At 64.6% G+C, this 17,228-nt stretch carries 13 protein-coding genes; all 13 read right to left on the bottom strand.

Annotation, left to right across the window (positions count from 1 at the left end; genetic code table 11):
- Positions 1-96: 96 nt before the first annotated feature.
- The 13 genes from HPT29_RS07315 to modA all read right to left on the bottom strand — a co-directional run bounded on the left by HPT29_RS07315 (position 97) and on the right by modA (position 17,178).
- The gene (locus HPT29_RS07315; protein WP_173947358.1) at positions 97-1,575 is read right to left on the bottom strand and encodes an AMP nucleosidase; all 1,479 of its coding nucleotides are present in this window, start codon (positions 1,573-1,575) and stop codon (positions 97-99) included.
- A 141-nt stretch (positions 1,576-1,716) separates the two neighbouring features.
- Positions 1,717-2,118 carry an inner spore coat protein YmaG gene (locus HPT29_RS07310; RefSeq protein WP_247654421.1) on the bottom strand — a complete coding sequence of 134 codons (402 nt, stop codon included), beginning with the start codon at positions 2,116-2,118 and terminating at the stop codon, positions 1,717-1,719.
- A gap of 246 nt (positions 2,119-2,364) precedes the next feature.
- Positions 2,365-4,017: an energy-dependent translational throttle protein EttA gene (gene ettA / locus HPT29_RS07305; RefSeq protein ID WP_173947357.1), complete on the bottom strand. Its 1,653-nt coding sequence runs from the start codon at positions 4,015-4,017 to the stop codon at positions 2,365-2,367.
- 460 nt (positions 4,018-4,477) lie between these two features.
- Entirely contained in the window at positions 4,478-5,821 is a 1,344-nt protein-coding gene (locus HPT29_RS07300) for an erythromycin esterase family protein (RefSeq protein ID WP_173947852.1), read from the bottom strand.
- Between the two features lie 156 nt (positions 5,822-5,977).
- Positions 5,978-7,726, bottom strand: coding sequence for a M14 family zinc carboxypeptidase (locus tag HPT29_RS07295; protein ID WP_173947851.1), 1,749 nt, complete (start codon positions 7,724-7,726; stop codon positions 5,978-5,980).
- Entirely contained in the window at positions 7,723-8,580 is an 858-nt protein-coding gene (locus HPT29_RS07290) for an ABC transporter permease (RefSeq protein ID WP_173947850.1), read from the bottom strand. Before HPT29_RS07290 ends, HPT29_RS07295 begins: the two co-directional genes overlap by 4 nt.
- Before the next feature lie 5 nt (positions 8,581-8,585).
- Positions 8,586-9,506 (bottom strand): ABC transporter permease, encoded by a 921-nt coding sequence (locus HPT29_RS07285; RefSeq protein ID WP_173947849.1) that lies wholly within the window; start codon positions 9,504-9,506, stop codon positions 8,586-8,588.
- A 106-nt stretch (positions 9,507-9,612) separates the two neighbouring features.
- On the bottom strand, positions 9,613-11,139 hold the full coding sequence (locus HPT29_RS07280; protein WP_173947848.1) for an ABC transporter substrate-binding protein: 1,527 nt from the start codon (positions 11,137-11,139) through the stop codon (positions 9,613-9,615).
- Positions 11,140-11,168: 29 nt separating this feature from the next.
- The gene (locus HPT29_RS07275; RefSeq protein ID WP_173947847.1) at positions 11,169-13,049 is read right to left on the bottom strand and encodes an ABC transporter ATP-binding protein; all 1,881 of its coding nucleotides are present in this window, start codon (positions 13,047-13,049) and stop codon (positions 11,169-11,171) included.
- A gap of 170 nt (positions 13,050-13,219) precedes the next feature.
- Positions 13,220-14,485: an aminopeptidase gene (locus tag HPT29_RS07270; RefSeq protein WP_173947846.1), complete on the bottom strand. Its 1,266-nt coding sequence runs from the start codon at positions 14,483-14,485 to the stop codon at positions 13,220-13,222.
- Between the two features lie 82 nt (positions 14,486-14,567).
- Complete coding sequence (gene modC / locus HPT29_RS07265; RefSeq protein ID WP_173947861.1) at positions 14,568-15,674, bottom strand: molybdenum ABC transporter ATP-binding protein; 1,107 nt, start codon at positions 15,672-15,674, stop codon at positions 14,568-14,570.
- Complete coding sequence (gene modB, locus HPT29_RS07260) at positions 15,671-16,369, bottom strand: molybdate ABC transporter permease subunit (RefSeq protein WP_173947845.1); 699 nt, start codon at positions 16,367-16,369, stop codon at positions 15,671-15,673. The genes modC and modB overlap by 4 nt, the downstream gene beginning before the upstream one ends.
- The gene (gene modA / locus HPT29_RS07255; protein WP_432807278.1) at positions 16,366-17,178 is read right to left on the bottom strand and encodes a molybdate ABC transporter substrate-binding protein; all 813 of its coding nucleotides are present in this window, start codon (positions 17,176-17,178) and stop codon (positions 16,366-16,368) included. The genes modB and modA overlap by 4 nt, the downstream gene beginning before the upstream one ends.
- Positions 17,179-17,228: the final 50 nt, after the last annotated feature.

Raw genomic sequence — 17,228 nt, 5'->3', positions numbered from 1 at the left:
AGGCCGGGCGGGGCCATGCTCGCTAGGGCCCTTTTGGAGAATGGATCTGCCAAGTCAGCTGGGAGCCTGTACCACTCGGCTCCCAATTGGACTCGCCTATCGGAACGGCGGCTCGTCGAAACTGCGCAGCTTGCGGGAATGGAGGGAGGATCGCTGGCCTTTCAGGATGTCGAGCGCAGCGAGGCCGATCATGAGGTGCTCGCTGACGGCGCGCTCGTAGAAGGCATTGGCCGCGCCGGGCAGCTTGATTTCCCCATGAAGCGGCTTGTCCGAGACGCAGAGCAGCGTGCCGTAGGGAACCCGCAGGCGATAGCCCTGCGCCGCGATGGTGCCGCTCTCCATGTCGACCGCAATGGCCCGGGACAGGTTGATCTGGCGCCGCTCCTGGCTCCAGCGCAGCTCCCAGTTGCGGTCGTCGTAGGTCACGACCGTGCCGGTGCGCAGGCGCCGCTTCAGCTCCTCGCCGCGCTCGCCCGTGACCCGGACCGCAGCATCCTGCAGGGCGACCTGGATTTCGGCCAGAGCCGGGATCGGAATCTCCGGCGGCACGGCGCTGTCGAGGATGTGGTCGCGCCTCAGATAGCCGTGGGCCAACACGTAGTCGCCGATGGACTGGGACTGGCGCAATCCGCCGCAATGGCCGACCATGAGCCAGCAATGGGGCCGCAGCACCGCCAGGTGGTCGGTGATGTTCTTCGCGTTCGATGGACCAACGCCGATATTGACCAGAGTCACGCCGTGGCCGTCCTTGCGCATCAGGTGATAGGCCGGCATCTGGAACCGGTGCCAGGGCGAGGAGCCTATGAGGTCCTCGACCGCGGCCTCGTCCAAGCCCCGCTCAATGCTGATGCCGCCAGGCAGCAGAAGCCTGGTATAGGGCCCATCCGGATCGGCCATCTCCTTCACGGCCCAGCGGATGAACTGGTCGACATACCGGTGATAGTTGGTGAGCAGGATCCAGGGCTGCACACAGCGCCAGTCGCTGCCGGTATAGTGCACGAGGCGACGCAGGGAATAATCCACCCTCGCGGCGTCGAAAAGCGCCAGGGGACGAGGCCCGTTCTCATGGAAGACCCAGGTGCCGTCGGCGATCTCGTCACCCACCTTGGCGAGAAGCGGTGTCGGGAAATGCTGCGCAAGCTCCGACGCAGAATGCGCGCCCCGACCCAACTCGTCTCCGCGCTCGAAAACGTATGGATAGGGAATCTCCTGGTCGCTGAGGCCGACCTCGATGGTGGCGCCGTAATCACGCACGAGATAGTTCAGCTGCTCTAGCAGGTAGTTCCGGAAGAAAGCTGGCTGCGTGATCGTGGTGGCGTAGACGCCCGGTCCCTGGAACTTGGCATAGGCGCGCTGCTTGACCGGCGGCAGGGAGGTCGACCGATAATCGAGGCGCAACTCAGGATACCGGAAGCGCGAGCGCTCAAGCGGCGTGGGCGAAGTTCCGGTGGAAAAGAAATGCTCGAGAGCCTGGCGTTGGGCCTCGATGGCGCTGTCGTGAAGCGCGATGAGCCGCTCGACGGCTTCTTCAGGCGTGGCAACGGATTGAAAGGTGGAAAGGTGATCGGCTGGCACGTGGACTCTCTTCTGGTGTCTCGTGCCTCAAGGGTCATACACCGTTTCGGTCAATAACCCAAATCCCTGATAGGACAGACAATCGCCGCCAGGCGGAATGCCGAACTGCGCCGGCATTCCTGTCGCCTCTCGTGGCAAGTGCTACTCGCAAACCTCTTCGCGGCGGATGACGACGCGGCCCCAGTCATCCACGAAGCGACGGCGGACCGTATAACAGGACGGCGCATCGTAGGCCTGCGAGCCGTAGTAGGTGGGATAGGCCGGGTACGAGTAGGCGGGACGCGCCGCCAATGCGCCGAGCGCCAAGCCGCCGACCACGCCTGCCGCGACCGCGCCGCCGACATTGGAGCCGTGGCGACGGTAAGGCCGATAGCCGTAGTCGCGGTAACCATAGTCGCGGTACGGACGGACGACCCCGTAAGGCGTGGCATAGGACCCGTCGCGCCAACGGCCCGTGCTCTCGCCGGCCGTCGCAGGAGCGGCAGCCATGAGGGAACCGCTCAGGACCAGAGCGGTGGTCCCAACCGTCAGAACTCGCTTCATGCAGGCCATAGGAACCTCCATGGGGCAGAGACCCGGAGATCACATCCGGTGAACGCCTACCGCCCCTTTGATCGTCAGAAGTGTAGCCTGACGCTGATGAACCTCGGCTGAAGGTATCGTTCGGGTTTCTGTCGGTTACTCGGCTGTCCCGAGCCCGGGGTCGGAAAGCTTGAAAAGAAGAACGCGGGCGGGCTCCTGCCCATCCCGCGTTCTGGTCCGTCATAAGGGGAAGATCGCGCGAACGGCTTACCGCGAGAACTTCTTGTACTTGATCCGGTGCGGGATCGTGGAATCCGTACCGAGGCGGCGCTTCTTGTCCTCCTCGTAGTCGGCGAAGTTGCCCTCGAACCATTCCACGTGGCTGTCGCCCTCGAAGGCCAGGATATGGGTGGCGATGCGGTCCAGGAACCAGCGGTCGTGCGAGATAATCACGGCGCAGCCCGCGTAATCCTCGAGCGCCTCTTCGAGCGCCCTCAGGGTATCCACGTCGAGGTCGTTTGTCGGCTCGTCGAGGAGCAGGACGTTCGAACCGGACTTCAGGATCTTGGCGAGATGCACGCGGTTGCGCTCGCCGCCCGAGAGCACGCCGACCTTCTTCTGCTGGTCGGAGCCCTTGAAATTGAAGGCGCCGCAATAGGCGCGGGCGTTGATCTCGCGCCTGCCGAGATAGAGCACCTCGTTGCCGCCCGAAATCTCCTCGTAGAGGGTCTTGTTGGCATCGAGCGAGTCGCGGCTCTGGTCCACGTAGCCGAGCTTCACGCTCTCGCCGATCTTGATCGAGCCCTCGTCCGGCTGTTCCTGGCCGGTGATCATGCGGAACAGCGTGGTCTTGCCAGCGCCGTTCGGCCCGATGATGCCGACGATGCCGCCCGGCGGCAGCTTGAAGGACAGGCCGTCGATGAGGAGCTTGTCGCCGAAGGCTTTCTTGAGATTGTCGAACTCGATGACGTTGTTGCCCAGGCGCTCCGCGATCGGAATGATGATCTGAGCGGTGGTCGGCCCCTTCTCGTTGGCCTTGGCCACGAGTTCCTCATAGCGCTGGATACGGGCCTTCGACTTGGCCTGGCGGGCCTTGGGCGAAGCCGACACCCACTCGCGCTCGCGCTCGATCGTGCGCCTGTGCGCCTCGTCCTCGCGGCCCTCCTGCTCCAGACGCTTCTGCTTCTGCGTCAACCAGGACGAGTAGTTGCCCTCGTAGGGGATGCCGCGGCCACGGTCGAGCTCGAGGATCCAGCCCGTCACGTTGTCCAGGAAGTAACGGTCGTGAGTGACGATCAGGATCGCGCCCGGGTAATTGCGCAGATGCCCTTCCAGCCAACCGGTCGTTTCGGCGTCCAGGTGGTTGGTCGGCTCGTCGAGAAGAAGCAGTTCCGGCTGTTCGAGGAGCAGCTTGCAGAGCGCCACGCGGCGGCGCTCGCCGCCCGAGAGCTTGTCCACGGACCAGTCGTCCGGCGGGCAGCGCAGGGCGTCCATGGCCTGATCGACTTGGGAATCGAGATCCCACAAACCCTTGGCCTCGATCTCGTCCTGGAGGCGGGTCATCTCGTCCGCCGTCTCCTCGGAATAGTTCATGGCGAGCTCGTTGTAGCGGTCGAGGATCGCCTTCTTGGCGGCCACGCCCTCCATGACGTTCTCGCGGACGGTCTTGGACGGGTCGAGCTGGGGCTCCTGGGGCAGGTAGCCGACGCGGGCGCCCTCGGCGACCCAGCCTTCGCCGGTCCAGTCCGTGTCGGTGCCGGCCATGATGCGCAGGAGGGTCGACTTACCGGCGCCGTTGACGCCGAGCACGCCGATCTTGGCATCCGGGTAGAACGAGAGATGGATGTTGTCCAAGACCTTCTTGCCGCCCGAATAGGTCTTGGTGAGGCCACGCATGTGGTAGATGAATTGACGGGACACGGAAATAGCCCTGCTTGATCGAGATGTGAATGAAGTTGGCCGTCAGTTAGCAGGAGCAGGCGACCGGGACAAGGCAGGGGGTATCACCAGCAGTGTTCCGGGAAGCCAGCACCTGCGGGCCCGCAGCTTGCGCTGCGAGCCTGTCAGGATGATCGAGGGTGGCGCGAGTGGCAGCCCGGCTCGATGTCTGAGGTGATAAGCGAGAGCCAAGCTGCTCGTCGCGCACGGTTCTTTTCAGGCGGACCAGCTGGACGGAGCCCAAGGTCGGCCTCCTGCGCGCCCAGGGGTGCGAAGCCTGTCGCAGGACCGTGCCGGCTCCCACACTTGCGACGCCTCGCGAGCGCGCCCCTCGCAGGAACCGATCTGCGCCATGATATAGCTTAGCTTGCACCCGCTGTCAAGAACAAAGTGAGAACAGAGGAACGACCCTCCTCCGCCAGAGTCATGCGGTGCCGGCGCATCAAAGCCCGAACGGGTAGGTCTCCGGCATGCCCTTCCCATGGGCGTGGGTGAGCGGGGTCACCGCCCGGGTCTCGTCGAACCAGATGAAGGCGTCGAACTGCTCGGCCAGCACCGCCTCGAAATAATGGCTGTAGAGTTCGGTCTCCGGCCGGTAGACCACGCCGATGGCCCGCTCGAGGCGAGGCCGAGAGAGAACCTCCGTCAGGTCGGCTTGGCCGTTCTCCCGCCAGTCGGTCAGGAAGCAGCCGAGGCCAGTCTCCCGGAAGATCCGCTCGTGGCTGTCGGGACGGGCCGGCCTGACAGCCTTCACCTGCATGGGCTCGTCCCAATCGTCGGCCGCCGCCACGGTGCCCCGATCCGTCCCGAAGCCGATCAGCACGGCCTGATCGCGGTAGGCCTTCCGGCAGAGCTCGCCGATGTTGAATTCTCCCTGCCAGCCCATGGCCGTCGCGGCGGCGTTGCCGATATGGGAATTGTGCGCCCAGACGATCGCCTTGGCGTTGTCGCGCCGGGCCAGCAGGCTCTGCAGGGTTTCGAACATGTGCCGGTCACGCAGGTTCCAGGATTCCGTCGCGCCCTCGTACATGATCCGGTAATAGTGCTCGGCCGCATGGACGATCTTGGCGTTCTGAACCGCGTCGAAGAAGGCTTCGCCGCCCTCCGCCTGGAGGTAGTCCATGCGCTTGTCCAGAATGTCCTGGAGCTGCCGCAGCAACGCTTCATCGCAGGGCTTCTTCTGGCCGGTCAGAACCGCGCGGCCATAGCGGGCCGGGTCCGATTGCCAGGGGCTCAGACATCCGTAGCGCCCCCTCGCCTCCTTGGCCTTCTCCGGATCGACACGGTCCAGATAGTCGACAACGGAGCGGATCGATGCGTTGAGGCTGTAGACGTCGAGCCCGCGGAACTCGGCCCGCTCGTCCTCCGCCTTCTCCTTGTTGTGCTCGCGCATCCAATTGACGAAGTCATAGACTTCCTCGTTGCGCCACATCCAGGTGGGGAAGCGCTCGAAGGCTTCATCCTCCCCGTCGGGCACGTGGTGGTGACGCACATAGGCGTCGATGCGCGCAGCATCCGGCCAGTCGGCTTCCACGGCAACGATGGAGAAGCCGTGCTGTTCGATCAGGCGTTTGGTGATGGCAGCCCGTGCCCGATAGAACTCCGAGGTGCCATGGGTGGCTTCGCCCAGGAGCACGACCTTGGCGTCGGCGAACCGGTCAAACATGGCGCCGAAGGCATCTTCGTCCGAGATCGACGGCAGGGTTTCCCCGTGCTCCCGCACAAGTTCGACCGCCTCGTTGATGGAGGCATCGTTCTCGTTCTGCTTCCAGGACAGCCGGGCCATGATCGTCACTCCGCAAGGCCGGCACATTGCGTGCCGGCTCCGCCGAAGAACGATGGCGGGACTCGGCTTGTTCCCGGAACGAACGGGCTCCGGCGTTTCGTCCGGAGCCACAATTCTGTACCGAGCGGCCGAGATGTGTCGCCGTCGATCTGAGCGCTAGGCCACTCTCGCCATGATCGACGCGTAGGCTTCCTCCGCGGCGATGACGGTTGCCATCTGCACCGTATGAGCGAAGCGATAGGCTTCGCCGTAGATCGTCTCGTCGGGGAATTCCGTGATGAGGGTCAAGGGCGAGGGATGGCGCTCGTCCGCCGTGATCAGGCACGGCACGTCGTTGATGATCTCGTAAGGAGTTCCCCCAGAATGGATCGAGCAGATCTCGATCTGACGGCGGTTGAACTCGGCGAGGCCCGGCACGGCCGACAGACCCGTCGTCACGGCTTCGATCAGCGTCCTCGCCGTCCCACTCCAGGATGGGTGATGTCGCATGATGAGGAAGAAGCCCTTCGGGATCGTCCAAAGTTCGAACCCACGCGGCAGATAGCCGGTGAGCGGCCTGGTCCATTCATGGGCCGGATAGCCGTGGAAGTTGAGGTGCAGTTGGGCGCCCGACAATGCCAGCGCCTGGTGGCGAGCACCGATCTCGTAAACCGGCTCGCCTTCGCCGTATTCCAGGTCGTTGCCGCGCGAAGTGTAGCGCGCCGCATGGTGCATATGGCGCGGATTGGCTTCGCACAGGCGTCCATGCAGCGCATAGCCGTCCGGGTTCTCGACCGGGATATAGGCGATGTTGGCGTCGGGGTTGGCCAGGAGCCGGCGCACGGCGCGCAGCGTCCCGACCGGGGCGGAGGTTTCGTTGGCATGCTGCCCGCTGGTGACGAGAACCGCGGGACGCGAGCCCGCGCGATAGATCCCCCGCACCGGCCGCCCCTCGCGGGAGATGCCTTCGAAGGTCTCTCCGGGAAGCGCAGCGAGTTCGTGGTAGATCTGGGCGAGACCGGGCGCAGCCTCCGCCGTCTCAATGTCCTGCTCGGGCCTCGCCGGATTCTGCGGCTCACCGAAGGCACGCAGGGTCACCCGAACATGCGCATCGCCGCGACCGGCGCGAATGTCCGGCACGATCTGGCCCGGCTGCACGCTCCGGTCCTCGGGAGGCCGGCCGGACCTGCGCTTGAAGAATTCGAGCAGCGAGAAATAGAAGTCCTCATGCAGGGCTTCGCGCGTGCTCATCACCTCGTCGCCGTAATCGAGAGGACGCTCGATTCCGGGGATCGTCACGTCGATCGCCAGGGTTTCCGCATAGGGCTCCGTGTCAGGCCATCCATGGGCCGCAACGCTCGCCATGACCTTCTGATAGACCTGTTCGAATTCGGTCTCGAGCGCCTCGTTCAGGTCCGGTTCGTCGCCGGGACGCCCGGTCACCCTCAGCCAGCCGGTCGGCGTGAGATCCACCTGATCGAGATGGTTGGTGCGCAGGCGGTTCGGCGCGAAAACCTCATGCTCCGCCACGCGCTCATCCTGGTATTCGAGCGTCACCCGGTAGGTCAGATCCGCAGGACCGGGTTCGAAGAGAGTCTCGACCCCGTCGAGCAGGGCCGCCAGAGGATATGTTTCGGAGAGGAAGCGCAGGCGGTCCGCCTCCTCATGCACGGGATAGCGGATGGCCACGCGCTTCAGGTTGGCGGTATCGAACTCCTCCAGAAAAGCATGGACGAGCGGCTTGTAGGCGCTTCGCAGCCGGGCGCGAATCCCGGCTCCCGCCAGTTCCGCCTCTGCGGCACGGCGCGCCGCCTCGTCTTCGAACAGCCAGGCTTCGAGCGTCACGCCGCGATGATCGCCTGCGGACCAGTCACGCAGAAGGGTATCGAGGGCGCGCGGGATGTGCTCGTCGAGCAAAGTGGTCATCGTGATGTCTGTCCTGTCGGATCAAGAAGGTCGCGCAGCCAGTCGCCCAGAAGGTTCAGGCCGAGCACGGTGAACATGATGGCAAGCCCGGGAAACACGCTGACCCACCAGGCCGTCTGCAGATAGGTGCGTCCGTCGGCCAGCATGCCGCCCCAGCTCGGGATGAGCGGATCGACGCCGAGTCCCAGGAACGTGAGGCTGCTTTCGAGAAGGATGTTGTTGGCCACGTTGAGCGTCATCAGGATGACGATGGGACCGAGCACATTGGGCAGGATGTGGGTGAAGATGATGCGTCCGTTGCCGACGCCGATGGCCCGGGCCGAGAGGATGAACTCCCGATCCCGCAGCGCCAGCACGGATCCCCGCACGAGGCGCGCATACTGGACCCATTGGGCGACGATCATGAAGAAGATGATCTTGTCGACGCCGGTTCCGAGAATGGCGAGGAACATGATGGCCAGCAGGATGAACGGGAGCGCCAGCTGGATATCGGCAAAGCGCATCAGCAGGATCTCGGCGATCCCGCGATAATATCCGGCGACGAGGCCTACGACCGTCCCGACGACGACCGCACCCATCACGGAAAGAACGCCGACCGTGAGCGATATCTTGCCGCCGACGATGACGCGCGCCAGCACGTCGCGGCCCAGGGGATCGGTGCCGAGGGGATGGGCGAGATCCTGGAACGGCGGCGTGAGGCGGGCCATGAGGTCCATGCTCTCGCCGCCATCGGGGAAGAGGAAGCCGGAGAACAGCACGGCCAATCCCATGCTCGCGGTCAGCAATAGACCGAGAACGAGTTCGAGCGACCTGAAGTGTCGGCGCGCCGACGACGCGGCCTGAGCGGCAGCCATGGGCCCTACTCCGTCCGAATACGCGGGTCGATCAGCCCATAGGCAATGTCGACCAGGAGGTTGATGAGAACGATGAAGAGCGCCAGGACCGTGATGGTCCCCTGGAGCACCGGGTAGTCGCGGTTCGAGATCGCGTCGAACGCGAGAGTGCCCATGCCGGGCCAGTTGAACACGCGCTCGATGATCACGATGCCGCCGATGAGGCCGCCGAACTGCAGGCCGATATAGGTGACGAGCGGAATGGCCGAGTTGCGCAGGGCGTGCTTGTACAGGACGACGCGGTCGCGCAGGCCTTTCGAGCGCGCCACCATGATGTATTGCTGCGAGAGCGTCTCCAGCATGGAGGTCCGCACGAGGCGCACGTTGGTGGCCGTGAGAATGATCGCCATGGTGAGCGCCGGCATCACGAAGCTCTCAGGGCCTTCCATTCCGCTCGGCGGCAGGAGTCCGAGCACGATGGAGAACAGCAGCACCATCATGATGGCGAGCCAGAAGTTCGGGAAGGACAGGCCCACGAGCGACAGGATGCGAATCATCTGATCCGGCCAGCGTCCCCGGTTCACGGCCGCGTACACGCCGAGAGGCACCGACAGGATGATCGACGCGAGAAGTGAGGCGAATGCCAGCAGGAGCGTGGCCGGCAGGGCGTTGGCAATGAGCATGGAGACGGGCGTGCCGCCCATGAAGCTCTTGCCGAAATCCCCTCTCACCATTCCTTCGAGAAACGCGACATACTGCACGTAGAAGGGTCGCTCCAGCCCGAGCGCCTGCCGGATGTTCTGCAGATCCTGCTCGGTGACGTTGCCGCCGCCCATCAGCATGATCGCCGGATCGCCCGACAGGCGGATCGCGAAGGAGACGATCAAGGTCACCGCGAGGACCACGAAAACGGCCTGCAACAATCGTTTGAGGATGAAGCCTGCCATCCTGGGGTCCTTCTTGATCTTGGAAAAACGGCCCCGCTCGCGCGGGGCCCTCATCAATGTCTTGGTTCCGGACATCGCCGCGAGGAGCAATGTCCGAAGGTATTCGTCACTCGACGGTCGTTTCCATGAACCGGAAGCGGCTGTCTGCGGGCGCATCGAAATTCTTGACCCGCTTGTTCACGCCAAAAATCGTGTTCTGGTTGTAGAGCGGGATCTCCAGCGCCTGATCGGCCACGTAGCGGGCGATCTCCTGCAGAACCTTCTCACGCTCCTTGACGTCGTACATCGTGCGCTGCTTCTCGAGCAGAGCGTTCAGCTTGGGATCGTTGTCGTAGGGGTTCCACTTCTCGCCCGAGTGATACATCAGGTAGGCGGTGTTGTCGTAGTCGAAGGTCCACCCGCCCCAGGCATTGTGCCAGGCTTCGCCCGTCTTGCCGTTCGGAATGATGTCGTTGAGCAGCACCGGCGGCTCGTGCGGCTGCAGCGAGGGCTTGAGGCCGAGCGCCTGGAGGAATCCCGCAGCGGCCTGAGCCACCTCGCGGAAGGTGGCGTCGTTGCCGCGGAAGTCGATCCGCACCGGGGCGCCGGCCGGGACCTTGGCCTGCTGCAGCATCTGCTTCGCCTTGGCGAGATCGAAAGGCAAAGGCTTCAGGCTCGGGTCGTAGCCGAAGGACAGATCCGACTGGAAGCTTGCGATCGGCTTGCCATGACCAAGGAGCACCGCCTTGATGATCGCATCCCGGTCGATTCCCATGATCAGCGCCTTGCGGACATTCACGTCCTTCGTAATGCCGTCCCGGGTGTTGAGGCGCAGGGCCACGACCGTCGGGCCGGTGATGCTGATGAGGCTCAGGTTAGGGCTTTTTTCCACCGTCGGCGCGAGGCCGAACGGGATCAGGGTTGCCACGTCGATGCGGCCTGCCTGAAGCTCGGCCACCTGCGTGTTCGCCTCCGAGATGAAGCGGGTGACGACCTTGTCGAGTTTCGGCGCGCCGCCCCAATGCTCTGGGAAGGCTTCAAGCGTGAGGCTGACCTTGGGGCTGTATTCCACGAACTTGAACGGCCCTGTGCCGACCGGGTTCAGGTTGAAGTGAGCGTCACCCTTTTCCTGGATGTATTTGGGCGGCACGATCATGCCGCCATAGCCGGCGAGCTTCGTCAGCAGAACGGGGTCCGGCTGCTTCATGACGAAGTCGACCGTCGAGTCGTCGACGACTTCCACATGATCAATGGTGTTGTAGTTCGACTGCTGCGGTCCCTTCTTGCCCTCCTCGCCGAGGAGACGGTCGAAGGTGAACTTCACGGCAGCCGCGTTGAACGGCTCTCCGTTGTGGAACTTGACGTTCTGCCGCAGCTTGAAGCGGATGCGGCTGTTGTTGTCGAGAAACTCCCACGACGTCGCGAGGCCGGGCTTCAACTTCATGTCCGCGCCGCGAGCCGTGAGGCCGTCGAACATGTTGTTGGCGGCCGATGACCAATTGACCAGGAAGGTGTCGATCGGATCCCAGCTGCCTGGATCGATGGCGACGGCCGTGGTCAGCGTTCCGGCCGCCTGAGCCCCGGATGCCATCAGCGGCGCCAGGGCGACTGCGGCCGTCAGACCGAGCGCTTTCATGGTGGATGAGAATTTCATTGTGATGTCTCCCTCTGGAAAATCGTCTCTCACGCGGCCCCGCGGAGCGGATCGGATTCGATCGCGACCCAATGTCCGGGTTCGACTTCGCGCATGCGGTGAATGGCGGGCTCCTGCCCGACGGCACGAACGGGGCTGGGGATTTCTCCCTCGATCCGAGTCTTGGCGCGCTCGCGCTGCGGATCGGCGATGGGCACTGCCGAGAGCAGCTTTCGGGTATAGGAATGCTGCGGGTTCTCGAAGATCGCCTGGCGCGATCCAAGCTCGACGATCTGCCCGAGATACATCACCGCGACGCGGTGGCTGATCTTCTCCACAACGGCCATGTCGTGGGTGATGAAAAGGTAGGACAGCCGCTTTCTCTCCTGCAGCTCCATGAGCAGATTGACGATCTGCGCCTGGATCGACACGTCGAGGGCGGACACGGATTCGTCGGCGATCACGAGCTTCGGATTGCTCGCGAGGGCGCGCGCGATGCAGACGCGCTGACGCTGGCCGCCGGAGAATTCATGCGGGTAGCGCTTGGCATGCTGCGGCTGCAGACCGACCTGCTCCAGCAGCTCGTGCACGCGCCGCTCACGCTCTTTCCTGTCGTTGATCAGGCCATGGACGATGATCGGCTCGGCGATGCTGTAGCCGACGGTATGGCGCGGGTCGAGGGAGGCGAAGGGATCCTGGAAGATGTACTGGATCTCCTGGCGCAGGCGCCGCCGCTCGCCCTGGCTCATGGCCGCCATGTCGCGCCCGTCGAAGCGCACGGTCCCGCCGGTCGGCTCGACGAGCTGCTGCAGGGTGCGCCCGATGGTGGACTTGCCGCTGCCGGATTCGCCCACCAGGGCCAGGGTCTCTCCGGGATAGATGTCGAAGCTAACCTCTTCCACCGCATGGACGCGGTGGGTCACGCGTCCAAAGAAGGTCTTGCCCACGTCGAAGCGCGTGGTGAGCTTGTCCACCTGCAGGATCGGCTTCGTGTAATCGGCCGTGTTCTGCTCGTGCGTTTCGCCGACGGCCTTGGCGACGCCGCCGTCCATCACCATCACGGGGGTGCGTTTGGGCAGGGGCTGCCCGGTCAGGCTCCCGAGGCGCGGCACGGCGGAGAGCAGAGCCCTGGTATAGGGATGCTGGGGTGCGGCGAAGACGTCGCGCACCGGCGCCTGCTCCACCTTCTCGCCCTTCCACATGACCACCACGTCGTCGGCCATCTCGGCCACCACGCCCATGTCGTGGGTGATGAAGATGACGGCGGTGCCCATCTCCTGCTGCAGGTCGCGGATGATATTGAGGATCTGAGCCTGGATCGTCACGTCGAGGGCGGTCGTCGGCTCGTCGGCAATCAGGAGCTTCGGATTGCAGGCGAGCGCCATGGCGATCATGACGCGCTGGCGCATGCCGCCCGAGAGCTGATGCGGATAGCGGTCGAGCAGCTTGTCCGCGTCCGGCAGGCGCACCTTCTGCAGCAGCTCCTTGGCCCGCAGCCGGGCGTCACGCCCGTTCAGGCCCTGATGCAGGACGAGAGTCTCGGAGATCTGATTGCCGATGGTGAAGACGGGGTTGAGGGACGTCATCGGCTCCTGGAAGATCATCGCGATGTCGTTGCCGCGGATCTCACGGAGCCTGCCGTCGGAGGCTTTGACGAGATCGATCGCCTCGCCCCTGTCGGGGCGGAACAGCACCTGCCCTCCGGTGATGCGCCCGCCCGTGTAGTCGGTCAGGCGCATGATCGCCAGGGAGGTGACGGATTTTCCCGATCCCGACTCGCCGACGACCGCCAGGGTCCTGCCGGGCTGCACATCGAAGCTGACGTCCCTGACGGCTTTGAAGGCTCCGCTCCCCGTACCGAACTCCACCGACAGGGAGCGAACCGACAGGAGAGCTTGGTCCTGAGACCTACGATTGGCAGTGTCCGACATCCATCCACGCTCGTGAGCCGGTCCTGACCCAGCGGAAAGCCGGGCCAGTACCTCTATGATACCTGTCATCCATCACAGCTACCGAACCACTCCGTCAAGCACTGTTTGCGGCAGATCAGGCCATCGTCGGGATCATAGATCCGACCCACGCGAAAACGCCAGCACTCTTGTTACGACGTTACCCATTCGCCGCCGCGCATGAGAGGCTCGGCCCGCCCGTCCTGCGTAACGCCGTCCACGTCGACCTGGTCGGAGCCGATCATCCAGTCGATGTGGATCAGACTTTTGTTGGAGCCGTGAGAGGCAAGCTCCTCCTCGCTCATCGTTCCGCCGTTGCGGATGCATTTGCTATAGGCCTGACCAAGAGCGATGTGGCTGGAGGCATTCTCGTCGAACAGGGTGTTGAAGAAGAGAAGGCCGCTCTGAGAAATCGGCGACGAGTAAGGCACCAGCGCCACTTCCCCGAGGCGGCGCGCACCCTCGTCCGTGTCGAGGACCTTGTTCAGCACGGCCTCGCCGGTGCGCGCCTTGCTCTCGACGATGCGACCGGCCTCGAACCGGACCTGGATGTCCTGAATGAGGGTGCCGTTGTAGGACAGCGGCTTGGTGCTGCTCACGACGCCCTCGACCCGGTCCTTGTGCGGTGTGGTGAAGACTTCTTCGGTCGGAATGTTGGCGTTGCACACGACGCCGTTCTTCGCCCTGGTCGATCCGCCGTTCCACTCATGCCCGTCCGCGAGGCCCACGCGGAGATCCGTGCCGGGGCCGCGGAAGTGAAGCGCCGCATAATTCTTCTCGTTCAGTGTCCGGGTGCGCGCCTGGAGGGCTGCGTTGTGGGTTTCCCACGCGGCGATGGGGTCCGGCGTGTCGACGCGGGAGGCCGAGAAGATCGCCTGCCAGAGCTTGGCCACGGCCACCTCTTCCGGGTCGTCCGGGAACACCGTCCTGGCCCAGGCCGGTGTCGCGGCCGACACGATGGTCCAGTTGATGTCGAACCCGGCGATCATGTTGAGGGCGGGCATATAGGCCTTGGAGCGCGCCCGGTTGGCGCGCGAGACCTTTTCCGGATCCTCCTTGGCGAGCAAGGACGGATCCTCACCGACGATGGCCAGACGGGCGGCGCCGTTCCTGTAGGCGGCCGCCATGCCCTCATAGAGCCAGGCCGGAGCCGTGTCGAAGCTCTCGTCCCGGCCATTCCGGAAGCGCAGGAGCGCGCTCTCCTCGTCGGAGAAGATCGTGGTCACCAGGGAGGCACCGGCCTTGTAGGCGTGCTCCGTGATGCGCCGCACCAGGGCGACGGCATCGAGAGGAGCGGTCACGACCAGTTCCTGGCCCGGCTTCAGCCCCAATCCCACCCGGACGGCGACTTCCCCCAGGCGATCGAGAAGCTTGGCGTGGGATGCGGCATCGGTCGGATTCCGGAATTGTTCGTTCATGATCTCGGGCTCCCGAAGCAGAAATGGTGGCCGGAGAGGCTACACGGCTCAGACGCCGGTGCAACCTCGATGGGCGAAAATCTCACGGACGGGACGGGTTGACCGCGCCAAGGACCTCCGGATCGAAGGCGATGCTCTTGATGATGGCATGGACGAGCATGCCTGGCCTCAGGCCAAGCTCCGCGACCGATTTGCGGGTCACGCGCGCCACGAGGCCGTCGCCGCCGCAATCGAGCTGTACATCCACGCTCGCCTCCTCGGAATCCTCGATCGAGGAAATCCGTCCGGGCAGGACATTCAGGGCGCTCATCCCCGCCGGCTTGTGCAGAGAGAGCATGATGTCACGGGCACGCAGACGCACGCGCAGGGCCGTTCCGACAGGATGGTTCAGGCGCGGCACCGTTAAGGTTCCGGCTCTGGCCTGCAGGACCGTCAGAGCAAACGGATCATCGTGCCGCAGCACCCGAGCGTCGATCAGCGCGCCCGCTTCGGCAAGTCCCATGGGCACGAAGAGATGGGAATGCCGGAGGATCTCCGAGGCAGGGCCTGATGCCGTCACTCGCCCCTCGGCGAGGACGACCACGGAGGTGGCGAGCCTCGCAATCTCGGCCACGGAATGACTGACGAGAACGATCGGAACGCCGGCCTCGTCGCGCAGGCGCTCGATGTACGGGTAGATTTCGGCCTTGCGCGCCTCATCGAGGGAGGCCAGCGGTTCATCCATGAGCAGCAGGCGCGGATCCGCCAGAAGCGCCCGTCCGATGGCGGTGCGCTGCTTCTCGCCGCCTGACAACGTGGACGGCCGCCGTCCGAGCAGATGACCGATGCCCAAGAGGTCGACGACTCCGTCGAAGCTCGTCCTGCGCTGCTGTCTCGGTGTGAACCAGCGCCCGAAGAGAAGGTTCTGCCGCACGGTGAGATGTGGGAAGAGGCGCCCCTCCTGGAAGACATATCCGATCCGGCGCCGATGCTTGGGCACGAAGATGTTCTTCGCCGTGTCGACGAGCACCTGTCCCTGCACGGTGACCCGCCCCTGATCCGGCCGAACGAGACCGCCGATCGCATTCACGATCGTCGTCTTGCCGGATCCGGACGGCCCGAACAGCGCGGTGAGCTTCCCGTCCGATCGGAAGCGTGCGTCCAGGACGAATTCACCCTGCTCATGCCGGATGTCGACGTCGAGGATCATGACGCGTGAGCCCGCCGCCCGACCCGTCGCGCCAGCCATTCGGAGCACCAGAGCGCCGCCATCGAAATGGCGATGGACACGAGGGTCAGCCGCATCGCGCCGCTCTCGCCTCCCGGCACCTGCGTGTAGGCAAAGATGGCCGTCGGGATGGTCTGCGTCTCGCCCGGAATGTTGGACACGAAGGTGATCGTCGCGCCGAACTCGCCCATCGCCTTCGCGAAGGACAGCACCATGCCGGCAATGATCCCCGGCAGGATCAGCGGCAGCGTCACGACCGCGAACACCCATGCGGGGTGCGCCCCCAAGGTGCCTGCCGCGTCTTCCAGCTTGCGGTCGACCGACGCGATGGACAGACGGATCGCCCGCACCAGCAGCGGGAAGCCCATGACCGCACAGGCGAGCGCCGCCCCCGTCCAGCGGAAGGACAGGACGATGCCGAACTGCTCGGCGAGAAACGCCCCGATGGGACCGCGCCGCCCGAAGCCGACGAGCAGGAACCAGCCGACGACGACCGGCGGCAACACGAGCGGCAGGTGAACGATCACATCCAGGGCCTGCCGCCCCCAGAAACGCCCGCGTTCGAGAAGCAACGCGATTGCGATCCCCGGGACGAGGCTCGCCGTCATCGCCACGAAGGCAACCTTCAGGCTGAGACGGACGGCGGTCCATTCTTCCGGAGAAAGCCAGTCGGTCACGAACCGGAGGCCGCCTTGCCGACGAACGTGAAGCCCTGCCTGTCGAAGAAAGGCTTCGCCTTGTCCGTGCGCAGGAAAGCCAGGAACGCCGCGGCGTCGGGATTTGTGGATTCCTTCGTGAGCGCCACCGGGTAGACGATCGGCGGATGGCTCTCCTGCGGGAATGTGGCGACGATGCTCACGTTGGGATCGGCAACGGCATCGGTCTTGTAGACAATCCCAAGGGGCGCCTCGCCGCGGGATACGAGAAGAAGAGCGGCCCGCACGTTGTCGGCTTGCGCGACCTTGTCCTTCACGCCCGACCAGGCCCCGAGATACTCAAGCGCCGCCTTGCCGTATTTGCCGGCCGGTACCGCATCCACATGCCCCATGGCCAGGCGGTCGCCTCCGAGGATGGACGCGAGATCGATCCCGGGCCGCAGTGGGACTTGTGTCGGCGAGCCCTTGGGCGCAACGAGGACTAGGGTGTTACCGAGCAGGTTGACCCGGCTCTCGGGCTTGATCAGCCCCCGGGAGGCTGCGTATTCCATCCAGTCGAGGTCGGCCGAGGCAAAGAGATCCGCAGGGGCGCCGGCCTCGATCTGCTTGGCCAGGACGTTGCTGGCGGCATAGGAGACCGTGATCCGCTTGCCAGTCTCCCGTGTCCACGAGGCGCTGGCGTCATCGAGGGCGTTCTTCAGGCTGGCCGCTGCGAAAACCACCACATCCCGGGTCTGCGCCATGGCTCCGCCAGCCAGCACGCACATGGCGAGAAGACCGAAGAGGCCCGCCTTCGCAAGCCTCCCGATCGAATGTGGTGCCGAACGCATCTCGTCTCTCCCGGCTGGCGGTGTCCTGCCTGATGCAGGCATCCTACCGA

It is taken from the genome of Microvirga terrae, from assembly GCF_013307435.2.
GTDB classification, from domain to species: Bacteria; Pseudomonadota; Alphaproteobacteria; order Rhizobiales; family Beijerinckiaceae; genus Microvirga; species Microvirga terrae.
The sequence above is the reverse complement of the archived record's forward strand: the minus strand, read 5'-3'. Positions and strand labels throughout refer to the sequence as shown.

What these genes read in the sequence shown, in the direction of transcription:
- HPT29_RS07280 (WP_173947848.1), bottom strand. Translation starts at nt 11,139, where the DNA reads ATGAAATTCTCATCCACCATGAAAGCGCTCGGTCTGACGGCCGCAGTC.
- modA (WP_432807278.1), bottom strand. Translation starts at nt 17,178, where the DNA reads ATGCGTTCGGCACCACATTCGATCGGGAGGCTTGCGAAGGCGGGCCTC.
- HPT29_RS07295 (WP_173947851.1), bottom strand. Translation starts at nt 7,726, where the DNA reads ATGACCACTTTGCTCGACGAGCACATCCCGCGCGCCCTCGATACCCTT.
- HPT29_RS07290 (WP_173947850.1), bottom strand. Translation starts at nt 8,580, where the DNA reads ATGGCTGCCGCTCAGGCCGCGTCGTCGGCGCGCCGACACTTCAGGTCG.
- HPT29_RS07285 (WP_173947849.1), bottom strand. Translation starts at nt 9,506, where the DNA reads ATGGCAGGCTTCATCCTCAAACGATTGTTGCAGGCCGTTTTCGTGGTC.
- HPT29_RS07310 (WP_247654421.1), bottom strand. Translation starts at nt 2,118, where the DNA reads ATGAAGCGAGTTCTGACGGTTGGGACCACCGCTCTGGTCCTGAGCGGT.
- HPT29_RS07275 (WP_173947847.1), bottom strand. Translation starts at nt 13,049, where the DNA reads ATGTCGGACACTGCCAATCGTAGGTCTCAGGACCAAGCTCTCCTGTCG.
- HPT29_RS07300 (WP_173947852.1), bottom strand. Translation starts at nt 5,821, where the DNA reads ATGGCCCGGCTGTCCTGGAAGCAGAACGAGAACGATGCCTCCATCAAC.
- HPT29_RS07270 (WP_173947846.1), bottom strand. Translation starts at nt 14,485, where the DNA reads ATGAACGAACAATTCCGGAATCCGACCGATGCCGCATCCCACGCCAAG.
- modC (WP_173947861.1), bottom strand. Translation starts at nt 15,674, where the DNA reads ATGATCCTCGACGTCGACATCCGGCATGAGCAGGGTGAATTCGTCCTG.